The sequence below is a fragment of the Collinsella sp. Sow4_D11 genome, from assembly GCF_052116465.1.
Classification (GTDB): domain Bacteria; phylum Actinomycetota; class Coriobacteriia; order Coriobacteriales; family Coriobacteriaceae; genus Collinsella.
In genome coordinates, this window is the sequence record NZ_JBQKLA010000001.1 from 69,415 (window position 1) to 87,176 (window position 17,762).

The window sequence follows — 17,762 nt, forward strand, 5'->3', positions numbered from 1 at the left end:
ACAGAGCGATTGCATACCTTGGTAAGGAGTTTGCCGATGGCGATTTGGGCGACGGAGCCTAGCAGACAATGCGGGAATGGGACGCCAACATCGGGGCTGGCACTGCCCGAGCTGTTGGCTCCTGCTGGCGGGCTCAATCAGATGCTCGCCGCGATCGCGGCAGGTGCCGATGCCATTTATGCCGGGTTGAGCGGATTTAACGCCCGCGTGAGTGCGCACGGGTTTAGTGACGACGAATTTGCGCGCGGGTGTGCCGTGGCGCACGCCCATGGTGTGCGCGTGTACGTGACGCTCAACGTATTCGTGTTCGACGACGAGCTGTCCGAAGCCGTGGCACTGGGGGCACATGCGCATGCGCTGGGCGCCGATGCACTGATCGTGGCAGATGCGGGCCTAGCCCGCGCGCTGCATGCGGCAATTCCGGGGGTCGAGATTCATCTGTCCACCCAAGCGGGCGTCCATAGCAAGGGGGCCGTGCGTTTGGCGGCTGACGAGCTGGGGGTCGAGCGCGTGACGACGGCGCGCGAGCTGACCGTGGCAGAGATTGCGACGCTCTGCGCTACCGGTGTGCCCATCGAGGTGTTCTGCCATGGCGCCATATGCATTGGCTATTCGGGCGCGTGCGAGTTTTCGGCCCTGCGGCGCGGACGGTCGGCGATGCGTGGCGACTGCACGCAGCCGTGCCGCCTGGCATACGATTTGGTGGATGAGGCTGGGGAGAGCGTCGTTGCCGTCGAAGGCGATCGTCTGCTCTGCCCGCGTGACTATCTGGGCATTGCTCATTTACCCGAGCTTGTTGCTGCCGGGGTGGCGTCGCTCAAGATCGAGGGGCGTATGAAGAACCCCGACTACGTCTACAACGTGGTGCGGGCGTGGCGCCGGGCGCTCGATATGCTGCGTGATGGCGCGTGGGATCCCGATGCCGTGCAGGCGCTCGAACGTGAGCTGGGAAGGTCGTTTAACCGCGGGTTTACCGACGCGTATCTGCGAGGCCGCTCGGGCGCGGAGCTTATGAGTTTTGAACGCGCGATCAACCAGGGCGTGCGTGTGGGCCGTTTGGTTGCCGTGGGACACGAGGAGGTGACCGTCGAGCTCGATGCCGCCGTGGCGGCGGGCGATACGCTCGAGATCAGGTTTTACCCGGGCGCCGACGCTCGGCCCGATGTACCTAAACGCTGGCCGCAACTTCCCTGCCCGGTGGATGCCGAGGTGGGGGAGCGCATCGTTGTCCATTGCAAGCGCAAGGTCGACGCGGGCTGCGAAGTGTATCTGATTCGCAGCGCTGGCGTGCTTGAGCAAACGGCGGCGGCGCTGGATCGCATGCGGGCCGAGGCCGATGCGGTCGTGCTTGCGAAACGCGCTGTCGAGACGCTGCCGTTTGCGGGCGTTCTGATGGATAGCGGAACGCAGCCGGAAGAACCTGCAGAGTCTGTCGCCGCTCGCTTGGTCTTTGCCTGGCAGCTGATGGACCAGGACCCGAACGAAGAGCTCGACCTGTCCGGTGCGACTGTTGTGCTCGACGAGGTCTGCCGTGTGGGCGATATCGAGCGGACTCGGTCGCTCATGCAGCGCGCCGGCCGCATCGTCTGTCGTAATCTGGGACAAGTGGCGATAGCTCGCGAACTGCGCGTCGTCTTTGACGTGGCAGCGCCGGTGTTCTGTGCGAACCGGGCAACGCTCGCCTGGTTGCGAGGGCTTGGGGCGCAGCGCGTGTTTTTGCCTGCCGAACTTGTCGCTCACGATGCGAAACGCATTGCCGAGCTTGCCGCCTGTCCTGGCGTCCTGGGCCCCGTCGATACCGATTGTCCCGAGCTCATGGTGTGCGAGCACTGCCTGCTGACCGCCGAGGGCGTCTGTGCCACCGATGCGACGGGACAGGCCTGTTGCCGCGACTGCTTGCGTCGCCGGCAGACGCGCTATCTGGTCGATCGTGACGGTACACGTCTGCCAGTTGCCATCGACGCATGCGGCAGGACGAGGATTTTCCTGTCGTAGGTGCTGCGTCGCGTCAGTTTGTTATCATATGAGAGTTTATGGACTTCCAGCACCGCCGTTTTCGGCGAGGGTGCTATAGCAAAAGGAGAATACCCAATGCTGTCTGTTGACGAGCAAATGCGTATCATCACCTCGGGCGCCGCGAAGATCGTCCCCGAGGCCGACCTTCGTAAGAAGCTTGAGAAGGGTGAGCCCCTCAACATCAAGCTCGGCGTCGATCCCACCAGCCCCGACCTGCACCTGGGCCACGCCGTGCCCCTGCGCAAGATGCGCCAGTTCCAGGACCTGGGCCATAACGTCACCCTGATCATCGGCAACGGTACCGCGCTGATCGGCGATCCTTCGGGCAAGAACTCCACCCGCCCGCAGCTTTCTCAGGAGCAGATCGAGGCTAACGCCGAGACCTACGTGAGCCAGGCCATGAAGATCTTGGACCCCGAGAAGACCACCATCGTGCACAACGGCGACTGGATCTTGTCGATGGACCTTGCCGGTCTGCTGCAGGTGTGCTCCAAGTTCACCGTCGCCCGCATTCTTGAGCGCGATGACTTTACCAAGCGCTATCAGTCCCAGACGCCGATCGCCCTGCACGAGTTCCTGTATCCCGTGATGCAGGCATACGATTCGGTCATGATCAAGGCTGACGTGGAGATGGGCGGCACCGACCAGCTTTTCAACCTGCTCGCCGGCCGTGAGCTCATGGAGAAGATGGGCATGGAGCCGCAGATCGCGCTCACCATGCCGCTGCTCGAGGGCACCGATGGCGTCCGTAAGATGTCCAAGTCCTATGGCAACTACATCGGTCTGACCGACGCGCCCAAGGATATGTTCGGCAAGACCATGTCCATCCCCGACGAGATGATCGGCAAGTACTACCGCCTGGCGAGCTCGCTCACCCCGGCCGAGGTCGACAAGATCGACGCTGCCCTGGCCGATGGCTCTGCCGATCCCTATGAGCTCAAGCGCGCTCTGGGCCGCGACCTGTGTGACACCTACCACGGCGCCGGTGCCGGCGACGAGGCCCAGGCCGAGTTCGACCGCGTGTTCAAGGAGGGCCAGCTCGCCGACTTCCCCGAGAAGCATATTGAGCTGACCGTAAACGACGAGGGCCAGATTTACCTTGCCGGCCTGCTCAAGGACCTGGGTCTTTCGGCCAGCGCCGGCCAGGCCCGCCGCGACATCGATGGCGGCGGTGTCAAGATCAACGGCAAGGCCGTGGCTCCCAAGAGCTACAACATCGACCCCAGTGCCCTCAAGCTGGGCGACACCCTCTCCGTGGGCAAGCGCAAGGGCTTTAAGTTGGTCTAACGAGCAAGTTGACCTCACAAGTGCAACAAGGCCGCAGCCGGGATTTCCGACTGCGGCCTTTTTGGCACTTAGGGATGATCCTTTTGTGCCGGCACTTTGGGACACTCCTTGTCAGTGGTGCAAAGCAGCCTGTCCCCATTGCGCCAAGTGGTGTGTGCCGTTAAGCAGAGGGGCGTATTGCTGGCCCATCGTTTGGGCATACAATGGCTATTGGCTTGCTGCGGTGAAGGTCTGTCCGCTCCGCAGCTTTTTTTCTACGGTTAAAGGAGTATGTATGTCCGTTGAGGTCATGAGGTCTGTGATCGATGCCGCCGAGGGCCGCGTGCCCGTCGACACGTTGTTTGCCAACGCACAGATCGTTGATGTGTACGGTCAGCGCGTGGCGCCCGGTAGCGTCGCCGTCAAGGACGGCGTGATCGTCGGTGTTCTCTACGATGGTCGAGATGACGCTGCTGGCACGTACGAGGCAGCTGAGGTTATCGACTGTCAGGGTCGCTATCTCGCACCCGGTTTTATTGACGGACACTTGCATATCGAGTCTTCGAACATCCGTCCCGCCGAGTATGCGCGCATGGCGGCGACGCGTGGCACCACCACCGCTATTGCCGACAGCCACGAGATCGCTAACGTTTCCGGCCTAGACGGCCTGCGCTTTATGATCGAGGACGGTTGTCGCGCACCCATCTCCATCAAGTACATGATGCCTTCGTGCGTGCCCGCACTGCCCGACGAGCAGGCCGGTGCCGTCATCACCGCTGCCGATATGCAGGCGTTTTTTGCCGAGCATCCGGGCGACGTCTTTGGTCTGGGCGAAATGATGAACCTGCCGGGTGTCTTTATGGCCGACCCCGAGACCTGCGCTCGCATCGATGCTGCCAACCAGACGCCGTCCAAGCAGGTCGACGGTCATGCTCCGCTTGTTGCCGGCAAGGATCTCAACGCCTATGCCGCGGCGGGTATTATCGCCGACCACGAGTCGACGATTCCCGAGGAAGCGCTCGACAAGCTATCCCGCGGCATGTATGTCATGCTGCGCGAGGGCACCTGCAGCCATGATCTTGCCAACCTGTCGCCTATGCTGCTGGAAAACCCCGCCCGTGCTCGCCGCTGCTGCTTTGCGACCGACGACCGCGCTCCCTCCGACGCGCTTTCGACCGGCATGATCGACAACGCCTGCCGCGTGGCCATCGAGGCCGGCATCGACCCGGTGGTCGCCATCTCCATGGCGTCCCTTTCCACGGCCGAGGCCTTTGGCCTGGACCACGGTTGCCGCGATCCGCATGAGCTCCGCGGCGCCATCGCTCCGGGCAAGCGTGCCGACCTGCTGGTACTCAACGATCTGACGTTTGCCACGGCGCCGCATCGCGTATATGCCGCCGGTGCTCTGGTGGCGCAGGATGGCACCTTTGTGGGCGAGATCGCACCCGAGATGGCTGAGGTTGCGGCCCTTGCCGACGAGCTGCGCGCCTCTGTTAAGCTGCCGAAGCTTTCGCTCGACGTTTTCGACTATGCCTTTAAGCCGGGCGAGGCTGTGATTGACGTGGTGCCGGGTAAGGCAATCACGGGTATGGCTCGCCCCGAGAGCGCCGAGGGCCTGCGCCGCATTATGCTGATTGAGCGCCATGGCCGCGGCGTGTCGCTGCAAGCCGAGGGCGTCGACGGCGACGGCCCCGCTGGCCTGGGCCTGGTCGGCAAGCATATCGGTCGCGGCTGGGTGCGCGGTTTCACCATCACCGGTGGTGCCATTGCCTCCACGATCGGCCACGACTCGCACAACGTGTGCGTGGTGGGCGACAACGCCGCCGATATGATGGCTGCTGTTGAGGCCGTGGGCCAGGGCGGTCACGTGCTGGTGCGCAACGGCGAGGTCGTGGCGCGCATTCCGCTGGCGCTCGGTGGCCTGATGAGCGAGGGCACGGCCGAGGATGTCGCAGCGCAGCACGACGACTTTATGGTCAAGGCGCGCGCCATGGGTATTGAGCCGCCGCTCGACCCCATCATGGGCATCATCTTCCTGCCCCTGCCGGTCATCCCGACGCTCCGCATCCGCCCCGAGGGCATGTTCGACGTCACGACCTTCACCTACGCCGACTAATCATCGGGGACGTTCTTAAACGACTAGTCGCTGGGGACACTCTTTGGCGTGTCGCCTGACGCCGCGACCGTGGGCTCTCTGGTGCGCGTGAGCTATTTGCCAGGTCTATGTAACGTTTATGACTGCGGGGTCTTATTTGAGCTCCCTTTGGGTACGTTGGAATCGGATACACGTTCGATTCCAGCAAGCCCGAAGGGAGCTTTTCTATGTTTAAGCTGATTGCATCCGATATGGACGGCACACTGCTTGACGAAAATGGCCAGGTGCCTCCCGAGACCTACGAACTGATCCTGGCACTGCGCGAGCATGGCGTGCATTTTGCCGCGTCGTCAGGCCGCCGCTACGATCGCCTGTGCGAGTTCTTTGCGCCCGTTCGCGACAAAATGGACTTTGTCGCAGCTAACGGTGCCCAGGTCTACGCCGACGGCAAAATGGTAGGCCGTGAGGTGTATTCGCACCTGGCGATTCGAAAGCTAGCCCAGGCCGTCGCGACGTTTCCCAATCTGCATCTTGCACTCTTTGACCGAACCAAGTCCTTCTTGCTCGATGACGAGAGTAAGTTCGTGCGCGAGGTGGATAAGGACCTTCCCAATGCCGAGCGCATTTGGGAGCTGCCCGATCCCAGCGTAAATATCATCAAGGCGAGTATCTTTTGCGATGATGGTGCCGTTATGGACAGCGCTTACGTACTGCAGCGCGAGCTCGGCCAGTTCTTTACCTTTGCGCCTTCGGGCAACGCGTGGATCGATGCCATGCAGCCCGGCGTGTCGAAGGCCTCTGGCATCGCGCAGCTCGCGGAGCATTACGGCATTGGGCGCGATGAGATCATGGCATTTGGCGACTCGATGAACGACTACGAGATCATTCGCTTTGTCGGCACGGGCTGCGCGATGGAAAACGCGCGCCCCGCGCTCAAGGCGGTTGCTGATCGCGTCGTAGGCTGCAACAGCGACCACGCCGTTCAGCAGGAGCTCCGTCGCGTGCTGGAGAGTCTCGCCTAATTCGGCAGATGGGGACAGTCCTTGCAGCGCCCCGCGAAGAGTGCCCCCAACGACTACTGTGACCAGGGTAGCTAAAAAAGCCCCGTCCCAAATTAGCTACCCTGCCGGGTTGCTGCTGCTAGGCGAGGGCGGCCATGATGGCGCGGGCGACGCCGTCGTGGTCGTTGTCGTATTCGGTGATGGCGCCGGCGGCTTCGCGGTCCTCGGGCTCGGCATTGATCATCGCCGTACCGTGGCCCGCTGCCTGCAGCATGGGGATGTCGTTGATGTTGTCGCCGAACGCCCAGGCGTCGGCGAGAGGCTCGCCCAGATGCCCACATAGCCAAGCCAATGCCGTTCCCTTGGTGGCGCCCCCGCCCATGACCTCGATATTCATGGCGTACGAACGCGTGACCTCAATGCCTTCGAGTGTGTCGAGCGCCGCCACGATAGCATCGCGGTCGGCTGAGTCGTGCCAGTACATGGCGATGCGTTCGAGCACCTCGACCTCGTCGATTTTGCTGTCGATATCCATGTCGATCGGCGTTCGCGTGCGCTTGAGCGAAGCCGCGATGTGAGGATCTCCGCCGCAGAATTCGTCCAGGCGCGTGTAGAGCGAGCGGGGGAGGAAGCACTGCCCGTCCGCGAAGATATCGAAGGTCACATCGTGGCCGGCGGCAATGCTATGGACGCGGTGGGCGATGGCGCGGTCGAGCGGTCGGCTCAATATGCGCGTGGCGCGTGAGGCATCGGTGGGCACATCCTCGTCGAGCTGCCAGACGCTAGCGCCATTGGCGCAGACCGCGTAGTGCACGGCAGGATGGGCGAGGATGGCCTCAAAGACGCCCGACAGCGGACGCCCCGTGCACGGTACAAACTCAATGCCGCGACGTGCGAGCTCGTCGAGCATCGCCCAGGTGGCGTCGCTCATCTGCTTGTCACTCGTCAACAGTGTTCCATCCATATCGGAAAAAACAATCATTCGATACAGCCCTTTCTGCTGGCATAAAAAGCGTGGCCGAGGGCGGTGATGCCCTGGCCACGCTCGTGTTCTATAACGGTGCGCGTCCTAACGGTCGGCGAGTGGCTTGTACTCCAGTGGCTCGATCACCGGACGGTATGCCGGGCGAATAATACGGTGTGCGCAGAAGAGCTCTTCCATGCGGTGTGCCGACCAGCCTGCCATGCGGGCCACGGCGAACATCGGCGTAAAGAGCGTCTCGGGTACGCCGAGCATCTTGTAGATAAAGCCCGTGTACAGGTCAATATTGGCGCAGATAGGCTTGGTCATGCCGTGGTCGCGCATGACCTGGGGCGCCAGGCGCTCGATGCGCTCGATCAGCGCGAATTCCTCGCCCAGATCTTTCTTGGCGGCGAGCGAACGTGCGTAGTGGCGGCAGACCTCGGCACGCGGGTCGCTGAGCGTGTAGACGGCGTGCCCCATGCCGTAGATGAGCCCCGTGCCGTCAAAGGCCTGCTTGTCGAGAATCTTGCTCAGATATGCAGCGACCTCGTCATCGTCTTCCCAGTTGGAAACATGCGCGCGAATGTCCTCGTGCATGGATACGACCTTGGCGTTGGCACCGCCGTGACGCGGGCCCTTGAGCGAGCCGATAGCCGCGGCGTAGGCGGAATACGGGTCGGTGGCCGAAGACGACAGCACGCGGCAGGCGAACGTGGAATTGTTGCCGCCGCCGTGCTCGGCATGGAGCATAAGCATCACGTCGAGCAGCATCGCCTCGTCGCGGGTAAACGCCATGCCGCCGCGCAGCACCTGCAAAATGGTCTCGGCCGTGGACAGGCCGGGCGTGGGGTGCGGCACATGCACCTCGGAGCCGCGACGCTTGGCGACCGAAGCCATGTGCGCGAAGGCGGCAATACGGGGCAGACGGGCGAGCATGGAGATGGCAACATCGATCTCGTGCTCGGGGGTGATCACGTCGGGCTCGGCGTCGAAGGCATAGAGCAGCAGCACGGCGCGCTGAAGCACGTTCATGATGCTCGACGACACCGTGGTCATCGGGAATTCCTTAACGTACTCGTCGCTCAGGTGCCTAAACGCGCCCAGACGCCCGCAAAAGCCGTCGAGCTCATCCTTGTTGGGCAGCGAGCCCGTAATGAGCAGGTAGGCGACCTCTTCGTAGCCATAGCGGTCCTCGGCCTGGGCATTGTTGACGAGGTCCTCGATGTTGTAACCACGCAGCGTGAGTCGACCCTTGTCGGGCACGACCTGGCCGTCGACCTTGTTGTAGCCGTGCACGTCCGAGATACGGGTGAGGCCCGCGACCACGCCCGATCCGTCGGCATTGCGAAGACCGCGCTTAACATTGTGCTCGACAAACAGGCCCTCGTCATAAGGCTCGGTGGGCATGCCGTAGTATAGATTTTCGCTTTCGGGCGAAATCTGGCGGCTTGCTTCGTAGTCCAAGACCAGGCGGCTCAGGTGGTCGTCGAAGCGGTAATAGATTTTCTTGGCGTCGTAGGCCATGCGCGCTCCTCTCCGGGCTATGTGGCGACGTTGCGCCTGGGCGCACGTTGGGCCGTCGTCACGCAGCCTGTTCGCTACAGGCGGTACATAAAGTTAAAGACGTCCTCGCGCTGGATGGACACGTTGACGCCCGAAAGCTCGCCGGCCTCGGCCAGGGCCTTCTGCAGCTCGGCGAAGTCGAGCTTGGACTCGGCGGTGTCGGCCAGCATGGTCATGGTGAAGATGTCCTCGATAATGGACTGCGTAATGTCGCGGATGTCGACATTGGCTTCGCCCAGGACGCGGGTGACGCCGGCGACAATGCCGGGGCGGTTCTTGCCAAGGACGGTGATGACGATACGGGAGGACGAGATCTCGGCCATGGGAAACCCTTTCGCGTGTTAGCGGCGCGCGGCGGCGCTCCGCTACGGTACAGTGTTCATCATTGTACCTGTCCCGTGCAAAAAGGGGCACCTTTGCTGCGGCGTTACACGTCTGCAACATGGAGCGCTTGTCTCGTAGGGTGTATTTTTGGCACCCTGGACAGCTCGGGCGGCTCTGTTGGCGCCGCGATCGGGCAGATTCGCCTGTGCACTCCGGCGTAAAGACCGTGAACCTTTTGTGGGACGCTCGACGCCGTGGTAACATAGCCGAGTTTGTTGTCTTGGTCGGAAACCAAGACGCCTTATGCGCTGATCGGTAACCAGCGCCTGACCAATAAGGAGTCCTACCATGAAGCAGGGTATCCATCCCCAGTATGTCGAGTGCACGGTGACGTGCTCCTGCGGCAACACCTTCAAGACGCACGCTACCGTGTCCGAGATGAAGGTCGAGCTTTGCAACGAGTGCCACCCGTTCTACACCGGCCAGCAGAAGTTCGTCGACACCGGTGGACGCGTCCAGCGCTTCGCCGACAAGTTTGGTGGCGCCGCTGCCGCCCAGCTCAAGAAGGCCGAGGAGGCCAAGGCTGCCAAGGCCGCCAAGGCTGCTGAGGCCGAGGCCGCTCGCAAGGCCGCCGCTGAGGCTAAGGCTGCCGAGAAGGCCAAGCGTGCCGCTAAGTTTGCCGAGGAGGCTGCCAAGCAGGCCGCCGAGGCTCCCGCAGAGGCTCCCGTCGAGGAGGCCGCTGCCGAGGCCGAGACCACCGAGGCTGCTGAGTAAATAGCTCGCCGAGGAATCGCTCGCATTCATGGCAAAAGGGCCGTGCATCCAATTGGGTGCACGGCCCTTTTCTTATCGACGCAAAGTAGCACGTCCTCTTTGCACCGAACGGTGGGGATTTTTCGTTTGCCCAGATAAAACCTGCCAAAATAAACCTGTCCCTTTTTGGCAGGTAACCGATAGGAGGCTACGTGGACACATCGACGTCCTTGGGCAATCGCGAGCTCGCGGTGGCAAAGAAGCGTGCGCTCGATGCTGCCTATTTTAGGAAGGGTATCGCTGTCGCGGCGCTTTCGAGCTGCATGTATGCGCTGTACACGGCCTTTGTTACCGCCGGTCAGCTCTTTGGCGTTTGGGCCGGTTGGTTCGATGCATTTGCTCCCTCCGGCCTTTTGGCGGTATTCATCTTGCCCACGATCGCCTCGGGCGTCAATGACGTGCTGAGTGCCGTCTGGGCCACGTTTTTCACTGCCGGTCAGGGCAAACTCGCCGACCTAGGCCGCTGCATCGCCTCAAAGCCCGGCGTCATCGTTATCGCCGCCGCCTTCATTGGCGGGCCCATCGCTTCTGCCGCCTACGTTATCGCGCTTTCGCAGGCAGGCACGCTTGCCGTGCCCATCGCCGCGCTCAACCCCGCGATCGGTGCGGTGCTCGCCCGCGTGCTCTACCGACAGCCGCTTAGCCCCCGTGTCGTCACCGGCATCGTTGTCTGCGTGGTCGCCGGTGCCATGATCGGTAGCGCCGGCCTGAGCGGGCAGGCATCTTCCGGCATGGCGCTTGGCCTGGGCCTGGCGCTGTTAGCCGCCCTGTGCTGGGGCGTCGAGGGATGCGTGGGCGGCCGCGCCACCTGCATGATCGATCCTCAGATCGCCATCAACATCCGTCAGCTTGTCTCGGGCGTCGGCAACCTGTGCTTGGTACTGCCGGCCCTAACCTTGGCATGCGGAGAGCCCCTTGGTCAGAGTTACGTCCTTGTCGCCCAAGCGCTCACCGACAAATCCTCCGTCGTGTTTTTCGCCTGCTCCGGTTTTGCCGCCTACTTTTCGTTTATGAGCTGGTATCGCGCCAACTCCATGTGCGGCACGGCGCTGGGCATGGCCATCAACGGCACCTATACCTTTACAGCGCCGCTGTTTACGTGGATTATCGTCGGCCTGGTCTTGGGCTTTGACGGCTACGCGCTTCCGTCCGTTGCATGGGTGGCGGCCGTCGTCAACCTCGTCGGCATTTGCCTGATTGCCGTGAATCCCCTCGACATGGTTAAAAAGGACGGTGATCGGGATGCTTCCGCTTAACTATGCCATGCTCGATTATTTTGTTTGCCATGACGAGGCTTGCGTCGACGATGTGATGGCCGATCTCGCGGCCGAGTATGCATCGTTTGCCGCCTTTGCAAGGCCGCGCATGCAGGAGGCGCTCATGACCGCGCACAAGAATGGCCTGATTGACGAGACGCGCTTTGATTTGGATGCCGAAGGCGAGCTTCGCGTCTACTATCGGGCGAGCGCCGAGCAGCGCAAAGTTATCGGCGCCTATCTGGGCCGTAGCCACTAAAATAAAACGTCCCTTTTTGGCAGGTCGGTCGTAGTTATTACGTGGGGGATGAGGTCGAGCGTATAGCGTGCGCCCCGTTTGGCTAAAGTACAACTATCTGTGTTTAACTCGCCCAGTGCAGTGCGCTACGGGCGATGGCCAAAAAAGGAAAACCACATGGGATTCATGTCAAAGCTGCTGTCCTTTGGATCCGATAAGGACCTTAAGCGCTACTACAAGATCGTTGACCAGATCAACGGGCTTGAGCCTCAGTTTGAGAAGATGACCGAGGAGGAGCTTCGCGGCCAGACCGATAAGTTCCGCGAGCGTTATGCTAACGGCGAGTCGCTTGACGACATGCTCCCCGAGGCCTTTGCCACCGTGCGCGAGGCTTCAAAGCGCATCACGGGCATGCGTCACTTTGACGTACAGCTCATCGGCGCCATGGCGCTGCACGAAGGTCATATCGCCGAGATGAAGACCGGCGAAGGCAAGACACTCGTCTCCACCCTGGCCGGCTATCTTAACGCCATCGCCGGCAAGGGCGTGCATGTCGTTACCGTCAACGACTACCTGGCAAAGCGCGACTCCGAGTGGATGGGCCGCATCTACAAGTACTTGGGCATGACCGTCGGCCTGCTGCAGAACAACATGCCGCTCGAGCTTAAGCGCCCGGCCTACCAGGCCGATGTCACCTACGGCACCAACTCCGAGTTTGGCTTTGACTACCTGCGCGACAACATGGTCACCCGCCCCGAGCAGCGCGTCCAGCGCGGCCACAGCTACGCCATCGTCGACGAGGTCGACTCCATCCTGATCGACGAGGCCAGGACCCCGCTGATCATCTCGGGCGCCGGCACCAAGTCGGCCAGCACCTACAAGGACTTCGCGCGCGCCGTGCGCGGTCTGGAGCGCGGCGAGGACGTGTCGCACGATATGCTCACCGCCACCGAGGATGTGGAGCCCACGGGCGACTACGTCATGGACGAGGCCAAGCACACCATTGCCGCCACCGAGCGCGGCCTCAAGAAGATCGAGCGCCGCCTGGGTATCGAGGACATCTACGCCGACCTTTCGGGCCAGCTGGTCAACCACCTGCAGCAGGCGTTGAAGGCCCAATACATGTTCCACCGCGACAAGCAGTACGTCGTTACCAACGGCGAGGTCAAGATTGTCGATGAGTTCACCGGCCGCATCATGGAGGGCCGTCGCTACTCCGAGGGCTTGCACCAGGCTATCGAGGCCAAAGAGGGCGTGCTCGTGCGCGAGGAAAACCAGACGCTGGCCACCATCACCCTGCAGAATTACTTCCGTCTGTATGACAAGCTTTCCGGCATGACCGGTACGGCGCTTACCGAGGACGCCGAGTTCCGCGAGATCTACAAGCTGCCCGTCGAGGTCATCCCCTCCAACAAGCCCGTGCAGCGTGTCGATCACGAGGACCTGGTGTACCGCACCATCCAGGCCAAGTACAACGCCGTTGCCGACGACGTCGAGCGACGTCACGCCAAGGGCCAGCCGGTCCTGGTGGGCACCGTCTCCATCGAAAGCTCCGAGAAGCTGTCGGCCGCCCTTACCAAGCGCGGCATCGCGCACGAGGTCCTCAACGCTAAGCATCACGAGCGCGAGGCTCATATCGTTGCCCAGGCCGGTCGTTACGGCGCCGTGACCATCGCCACCAACATGGCCGGTCGTGGTACGGACATCTTGCTGGGCGGCAACCCCGACGAGCTGGTGCGCGAGCGCCTGGAGTACGAGGGCCTGACCATGGAGGACGTGACGCCCGAGCAGCTCGAGCAGTTTAACGCCGAGGCCAAGGAGACCTGCAAGGCCGAGCGCGAGCGCGTGCTTGCGGCCGGCGGTCTGACCGTCATCGGCACCGAGCGCCATGAGTCCCGCCGTATCGACAATCAGCTGCGTGGCCGTTCTGGCCGTCAGGGCGATCCGGGCGAGACCCAGTTCTACCTGTCGCTCGAGGACGATCTGATGCGCCTGTTCGGTGGAGACAAGATGGACCGCGTCTCCAAGATGATGGTCACGGCAGAAATGGGCGACGACATGCCCATCCAGCACAAGATCATCTCCAAGGCCGTCGAGAGCGCCCAGCACAAGGTCGAGAGCATCAACTTCTCCATGCGCAAGAGCGTTCTTGAGTACGACGACGTGATGAACAAGCAGCGCCAGGTTATCTACGCCGAGCGCAACAAGATTCTGGACGGTAAGGACCTGACCGACCACATCACCGAGGTCATGCACGACACCGTGTACCGCTGCGTGCAGGAGTTTTGCGCTAAGGACAGCCACGACGGCGAGCGTGACCTCGATGGCCTGCGCAAGTGGGTTGTGGAGCTGACCGGCCATATCGATACGCCCAAGTTCCCCGACGAGGATTACGAGGCCCTGGCCGCCGATGTCCTGGCCTACGTTGAGAAGTGCTACAACATGAAGGCCGAGCGCTTGGGCGAGGACCTCATGCGCGAGCTCAATACTCAGGTCATGCTGCGCGTCATCGATACCCGCTGGATGAACTACCTGCAGGAGATGGACTATCTCAAGACCGGTATCGGACTGCGCGGCTTTGGTCAGCGCGACCCGCTGGTCGAGTACAAGACTGAGGCCTATGGCGCCTTCCAGATGCTCGTTGACACCATGTACGAGGATTACCTGCGCACCGTCCTGCGCATCGAGATCAAGGCCGCCCCGCAGGCTGTGGAGCGCAAGGAGGACCCCGCGCTCGAGGGTGCGCGCTTCTCCGGCCCCGCCGACGTCGATGGCGACAACGGCAACTCGGTCCTGCGCAAGGAGGCACGGGCACAGGCTCGCACGGCCGTCCAGGGCGGACCGGCAGCTGTCAACAACGGCGCTAAGGTGACCACCTACCGCAAGTCCGAGAGCGACGACCCGTATGTCAACGTGGGTCGCAACGAACCGTGCCCTTGCGGCAGCGGCAAGAAGTTCAAGTACTGCCACGGCAGGAATCGTTAATGGCGGATGCTTTAGAGGTAACGCCCGCCGAGCTGGACAAGTTTGCGGACCGGCTCGGCGAGGTTGAGTCGTATCTTCATTTGGACGAGAAGCGCACCCACGTGACCGAGCTTGAGGCCAAGAGCGTCGCTCCCGGCTTTTGGGACGACGCCGATGCCGCTCGCGCCACGATGGAAGAGATTGCGCGCGCCAAGGAGGATATCGCCGCCGTGGATACCGCGCGCGGCGAGCTCTCCGATGCCCGCGCGGCGCTGGAACTTGCCGAGGAAATGGGCGATGACCCCGATGCCGCTGCACTGCGTGAGGAGGCTGCCGCCACGGCTGATCGTCTGGCACGCGCCATCGATGAGCTCGAACTTTCGAGCTGGTTTACCGGCGAGTTCGATCACGGTGACGCGATTGTGACCATCAAGCCCGGACAGGGCGGCTTGGAGGCGCAGGACTGGACCTTCATGCTCTTTAAGATGTACATGAAGTACTGCCAGCGCCGCGGCTGGAAGGTCACCATCAACGATTGCCCCGCTGCCGAGGTCATTGGCATTGATCGCGCGACCTTTACCGTTGAGGGCAAGGATGCCTTCGGTATGCTTCGTGCCGAGGCCGGCGTTCACCGTTTGGTGCGCATTAGCCCCACCGATGACAAGAAGCGTCGACAGACTACGTTTGCCGGCGTCGAGGTCATTCCGGTGCTGCCCGACGATATCGATATCGAGATCAACCCCGACGATATCCGCGTCGACGTGTACCACGCAAGCGGCCCGGGCGGCCAGGGCGTCAACACCACCGACTCCGCCGTGCGCGTGACGCATTTTCCCAGCGGCATTGTAGTGACCTGCCAAAATGAGCGAAGCCAGATTCAGAACAAGGCCGCGTGTATGCAGATTCTCAAGGCCCGCCTGTACGAGATTGAGCTCGAGAAGCGCGCCGAGGCGCTCGACGAGATCCGCGGTCCCAAGACCACGATTGGCTTTGGTAACCAGATCCGCAGCTACGTGCTCTATCCGTATCAGATGGTCAAGGACCTGCGCTCGGGCGTGGAGACCAGCAACGTCGACGCCGTTCTCGACGATGGCGACTTGGATCCGTTTGTGATCGGCTACCATCGCTGGGCTACCGGCAATGCCGATGCGGAGTCTCCGTCCGCTTAAGCCCCGGGTGAGTCACGGACCGACACTAAACTCTGACCAGGGCGGTTTTATATCCAGAGCAAACCCGCCGCGGGGTGGCTTTTGCTCGGCGAATCGGTAGAATCAAATACGGTAAGAAGTTCAAAGCGCACCCAATGGGGTGCGCTTTTTTGAGGGAGGTAGCATGGCATATCGTCTGGATATCAAGCGCATTCTTTCAATGAACTTCTTCCGCGATCTGCCCCAGATCATGCTTGGGTGCGCTTTGGCGGCCATCGCGACCGACCTGTTTTTGATTCCCAACGGTCTTGCCGCCGGTGGCGTTACGGGCCTTGCGACTATTATCCAGGCGGTCGGTGCCGCGCGGGGCGTGTCGCTGCCCGTCGGTATCCAAACCATCGTGGTGAACGCCTTGCTGTTGCTGGTCGTCATGCGCGAGGGCGGCATGTTCTATGTGGTACAGACGGCGACAGGCTTTGTGCTACTGGGCTTCTTTACCGACCTGTTTGCCCCGTTTGTAGCGCCTCTGGCAGATGCAGACCTGATGCTTCCCGCTATGTGGGGCGGCATTATCACGGGCATTGGTTACGGCATGGTGTTACGCGCCGGCGCCAACACCGGCGGCTCCGACACCATCGGCCAGATTATCTCGCGTAATACCTCGCTGCCGGTGGGTTCGACCGTCATGGCGATCGATGTCGCCGTATGCGCGGCATCGGCCCCCGTTTTCTCTCTAGAGAACGCGCTGTATGCAGGGCTTTCGATGGTAATGAGCGGCTATGTGATCGACGCTGTGGTCGATGGCGGCAACAAGCGCCGTATGGTGCTCATCATCTCGGAGAATTTCCCCGATATCGCGGCCGATATCATGTATGGCCTGGGTCGCGGCTGCACTAAGTTTAAGGCGACCGGCATGTATTCGGGCGCTGAGAAGCCGGTGATTATGGTGATCGTTAGCCGCCGCGAGCTCAATACACTCAAGACCATCGTGCGCGAGCGCGATCCTCAAGCTATCGTGACGGTCGCCGACGTTACGGAAGCCTTCGGCGAGGGGTTCAAGGACATTAACGCGTAGGGCAGACTGCGCTCCATCCAAAAGACGTTCACATTGATAAACCGATTCATCAGCGGGTCTGCCAGCTAAATTATTCAAATAATGATAAAAACTCTGGTAAAGCCTTCAGTTTCCAGCATAATGAATGGCGCACGTGCATTGCGGCTGGGTTGGGATTACCTTCTGCGCCGTGCGCATCTTGTCTAAAGAGGATGAAAGGAAGGCACAATGAGCGACGAAGAGCTCAAAAAGGTTGCCAACGAGGTAAGGAAGGGCATCGTCACCGGCGTGCACGCTGCCAAGTCCGGCCATCCGGGCGGTTCGCTCGGCTCTGCCGACATCATGACTTATCTGTACTTTGAGGAGATGAATGTCGACCCGGCCGATCCTCGCAAGGCCGACCGCGACCGCTTTGTGCTCTCCAAGGGCCATTGCGCTCCGGGTCTGTACGCCGTGCTCGCCGAGCGCGGATTCTTCCCCAAGGAGGACCTCGAGACGCTGCGCCATATCGGCAGCCACCTGCAGGGCCACCCCAACATGAACGATACCCCGGGCGTCGACATGTCCACTGGCTCGCTGGGCCAGGGCATCTCCGCCGCCGTGGGCATGGCCGTCGCCGCCAAGCACTGGGGCGATACTTACCGCACGTACGCCCTGCTGGGCGACGGCGAGAGCGAGGAGGGCCAGGTCTGGGAGGCCGCCATGTTTGCCGGCAATCAGCAGCTCGACAACCTCTGCGTGATCGTTGACCACAACGGTCTGCAGATTGACGGTCCCGTCGAGGAGGTTAACGATCCCATGCCGCTCGCCGACAAGTTCCGCGCCTTTAAGTTCCACGTGGTGGAGCTCGCCGACGGCAACGACTTCGGTCAGATTCGCGCCGCCTTTGCCGAGGCTCGCGCCACCAAGGGTCAGCCTACCGCCATTATCGCCGAGACCATGAAGGGCAAGGGCGTTTCCTTTATGGAGAACCAGGTTGGTTGGCACGGCAAGGCCCCCAACGATGAACAGTTTGAGCAGGCCATGGCAGAGCTCACGGCCGCCGGAGAGGAGCTCTAGG

14 protein-coding genes are annotated in these 17,762 nt (G+C 61.8%); 11 read left to right on the forward strand and 3 right to left on the reverse strand.

Features of this window, described 5'->3' with window-relative positions:
* Positions 1 to 36: 36 nt before the first annotated feature.
* The 4 genes from ACTQ40_RS00350 (at position 37) to ACTQ40_RS00365 (ending at position 6,399) form a co-directional block, all read left to right on the forward strand.
* Entirely contained in the window at positions 37 to 1,995 is a 1,959-nt protein-coding gene (locus tag ACTQ40_RS00350; RefSeq protein ID WP_441563064.1) for a U32 family peptidase, read from the forward strand.
* A 96-nt stretch (positions 1,996 to 2,091) separates the two neighbouring features.
* A complete protein-coding gene (tyrS, locus tag ACTQ40_RS00355; protein ID WP_154516034.1) occupies positions 2,092 to 3,303 on the forward strand; it encodes a tyrosine--tRNA ligase in 1,212 nt (403 codons plus the stop codon).
* A gap of 274 nt (positions 3,304 to 3,577) precedes the next feature.
* Entirely contained in the window at positions 3,578 to 5,398 is a 1,821-nt protein-coding gene (locus ACTQ40_RS00360; RefSeq protein ID WP_441044634.1) for an adenine deaminase, read from the forward strand.
* Between the two features lie 206 nt (positions 5,399 to 5,604).
* The gene (locus ACTQ40_RS00365; protein WP_441563065.1) at positions 5,605 to 6,399 is read left to right on the forward strand and encodes a Cof-type HAD-IIB family hydrolase; all 795 of its coding nucleotides are present in this window, start codon (positions 5,605 to 5,607) and stop codon (positions 6,397 to 6,399) included.
* A gap of 118 nt (positions 6,400 to 6,517) precedes the next feature.
* Here the strand turns inward: ACTQ40_RS00365 and ACTQ40_RS00370 are convergent, their stop codons facing one another.
* From ACTQ40_RS00370 to ACTQ40_RS00380, 3 genes are all read right to left on the reverse strand, one after another.
* Entirely contained in the window at positions 6,518 to 7,360 is an 843-nt protein-coding gene (locus ACTQ40_RS00370) for a Cof-type HAD-IIB family hydrolase (RefSeq protein WP_154516024.1), read from the reverse strand.
* 87 nt (positions 7,361 to 7,447) lie between these two features.
* Positions 7,448 to 8,866, reverse strand: a complete 1,419-nt coding sequence (locus ACTQ40_RS00375) for a citrate synthase (protein ID WP_441563066.1) — start codon at positions 8,864 to 8,866, stop codon at positions 7,448 to 7,450.
* 74 nt (positions 8,867 to 8,940) lie between these two features.
* Positions 8,941 to 9,228: an ACT domain-containing protein gene (locus ACTQ40_RS00380; RefSeq protein ID WP_006235289.1), complete on the reverse strand. Its 288-nt coding sequence runs from the start codon at positions 9,226 to 9,228 to the stop codon at positions 8,941 to 8,943.
* Between the two features lie 349 nt (positions 9,229 to 9,577).
* On the opposite strand from ACTQ40_RS00380, the gene rpmE reads away from it, so the two are divergent.
* The 7 genes from rpmE (at position 9,578) to ACTQ40_RS00415 (ending at position 17,761) form a co-directional block, all read left to right on the forward strand.
* Positions 9,578 to 10,003 carry a 50S ribosomal protein L31 gene (gene rpmE, locus ACTQ40_RS00385; RefSeq protein WP_006235303.1) on the forward strand — a complete coding sequence of 142 codons (426 nt, stop codon included), beginning with the start codon at positions 9,578 to 9,580 and terminating at the stop codon, positions 10,001 to 10,003.
* A 191-nt stretch (positions 10,004 to 10,194) separates the two neighbouring features.
* A complete protein-coding gene (locus ACTQ40_RS00390; protein ID WP_441067550.1) occupies positions 10,195 to 11,298 on the forward strand; it encodes a hypothetical protein in 1,104 nt (367 codons plus the stop codon).
* Complete coding sequence (locus tag ACTQ40_RS00395; RefSeq protein WP_441032946.1) at positions 11,285 to 11,557, forward strand: hypothetical protein; 273 nt, start codon at positions 11,285 to 11,287, stop codon at positions 11,555 to 11,557. Before ACTQ40_RS00390 ends, ACTQ40_RS00395 begins: the two co-directional genes overlap by 14 nt.
* A gap of 156 nt (positions 11,558 to 11,713) precedes the next feature.
* Positions 11,714 to 14,521 (forward strand): preprotein translocase subunit SecA, encoded by a 2,808-nt coding sequence (secA, locus tag ACTQ40_RS00400; protein WP_441032949.1) that lies wholly within the window; start codon positions 11,714 to 11,716, stop codon positions 14,519 to 14,521.
* A complete protein-coding gene (prfB, locus tag ACTQ40_RS00405; RefSeq protein ID WP_441540492.1) occupies positions 14,521 to 15,669 on the forward strand; it encodes a peptide chain release factor 2 in 1,149 nt (382 codons plus the stop codon). Before secA ends, prfB begins: the two co-directional genes overlap by 1 nt.
* 163 nt (positions 15,670 to 15,832) lie before the next feature.
* Positions 15,833 to 16,723 carry a YitT family protein gene (locus ACTQ40_RS00410; protein WP_441563067.1) on the forward strand — a complete coding sequence of 297 codons (891 nt, stop codon included), beginning with the start codon at positions 15,833 to 15,835 and terminating at the stop codon, positions 16,721 to 16,723.
* 207 nt (positions 16,724 to 16,930) lie between these two features.
* Positions 16,931 to 17,761 (forward strand): transketolase, encoded by an 831-nt coding sequence (locus ACTQ40_RS00415; protein WP_154516003.1) that lies wholly within the window; start codon positions 16,931 to 16,933, stop codon positions 17,759 to 17,761.
* Position 17,762 lies beyond the last annotated feature (1 nt).

Bases quoted from the DNA above. Each gene is read 5' to 3' on its own strand.
- ACTQ40_RS00350 (WP_441563064.1), top strand. From the start codon at position 37: ATGGCGATTTGGGCGACGGAGCCTAGCAGACAATGCGGGAATGGGACG.
- tyrS (WP_154516034.1), top strand. From the start codon at position 2,092: ATGCTGTCTGTTGACGAGCAAATGCGTATCATCACCTCGGGCGCCGCG.
- ACTQ40_RS00360 (WP_441044634.1), top strand. From the start codon at position 3,578: ATGTCCGTTGAGGTCATGAGGTCTGTGATCGATGCCGCCGAGGGCCGC.
- ACTQ40_RS00365 (WP_441563065.1), top strand. From the start codon at position 5,605: ATGTTTAAGCTGATTGCATCCGATATGGACGGCACACTGCTTGACGAA.
- ACTQ40_RS00370 (WP_154516024.1), bottom strand. From the start codon at position 7,360: ATGATTGTTTTTTCCGATATGGATGGAACACTGTTGACGAGTGACAAG.
- ACTQ40_RS00375 (WP_441563066.1), bottom strand. From the start codon at position 8,866: ATGGCCTACGACGCCAAGAAAATCTATTACCGCTTCGACGACCACCTG.
- ACTQ40_RS00380 (WP_006235289.1), bottom strand. From the start codon at position 9,228: ATGGCCGAGATCTCGTCCTCCCGTATCGTCATCACCGTCCTTGGCAAG.
- rpmE (WP_006235303.1), top strand. From the start codon at position 9,578: ATGAAGCAGGGTATCCATCCCCAGTATGTCGAGTGCACGGTGACGTGC.
- ACTQ40_RS00395 (WP_441032946.1), top strand. From the start codon at position 11,285: ATGCTTCCGCTTAACTATGCCATGCTCGATTATTTTGTTTGCCATGAC.
- secA (WP_441032949.1), top strand. From the start codon at position 11,714: ATGGGATTCATGTCAAAGCTGCTGTCCTTTGGATCCGATAAGGACCTT.
- prfB (WP_441540492.1), top strand. From the start codon at position 14,521: ATGGCGGATGCTTTAGAGGTAACGCCCGCCGAGCTGGACAAGTTTGCG.
- ACTQ40_RS00410 (WP_441563067.1), top strand. From the start codon at position 15,833: ATGGCATATCGTCTGGATATCAAGCGCATTCTTTCAATGAACTTCTTC.
- ACTQ40_RS00415 (WP_154516003.1), top strand. From the start codon at position 16,931: ATGAGCGACGAAGAGCTCAAAAAGGTTGCCAACGAGGTAAGGAAGGGC.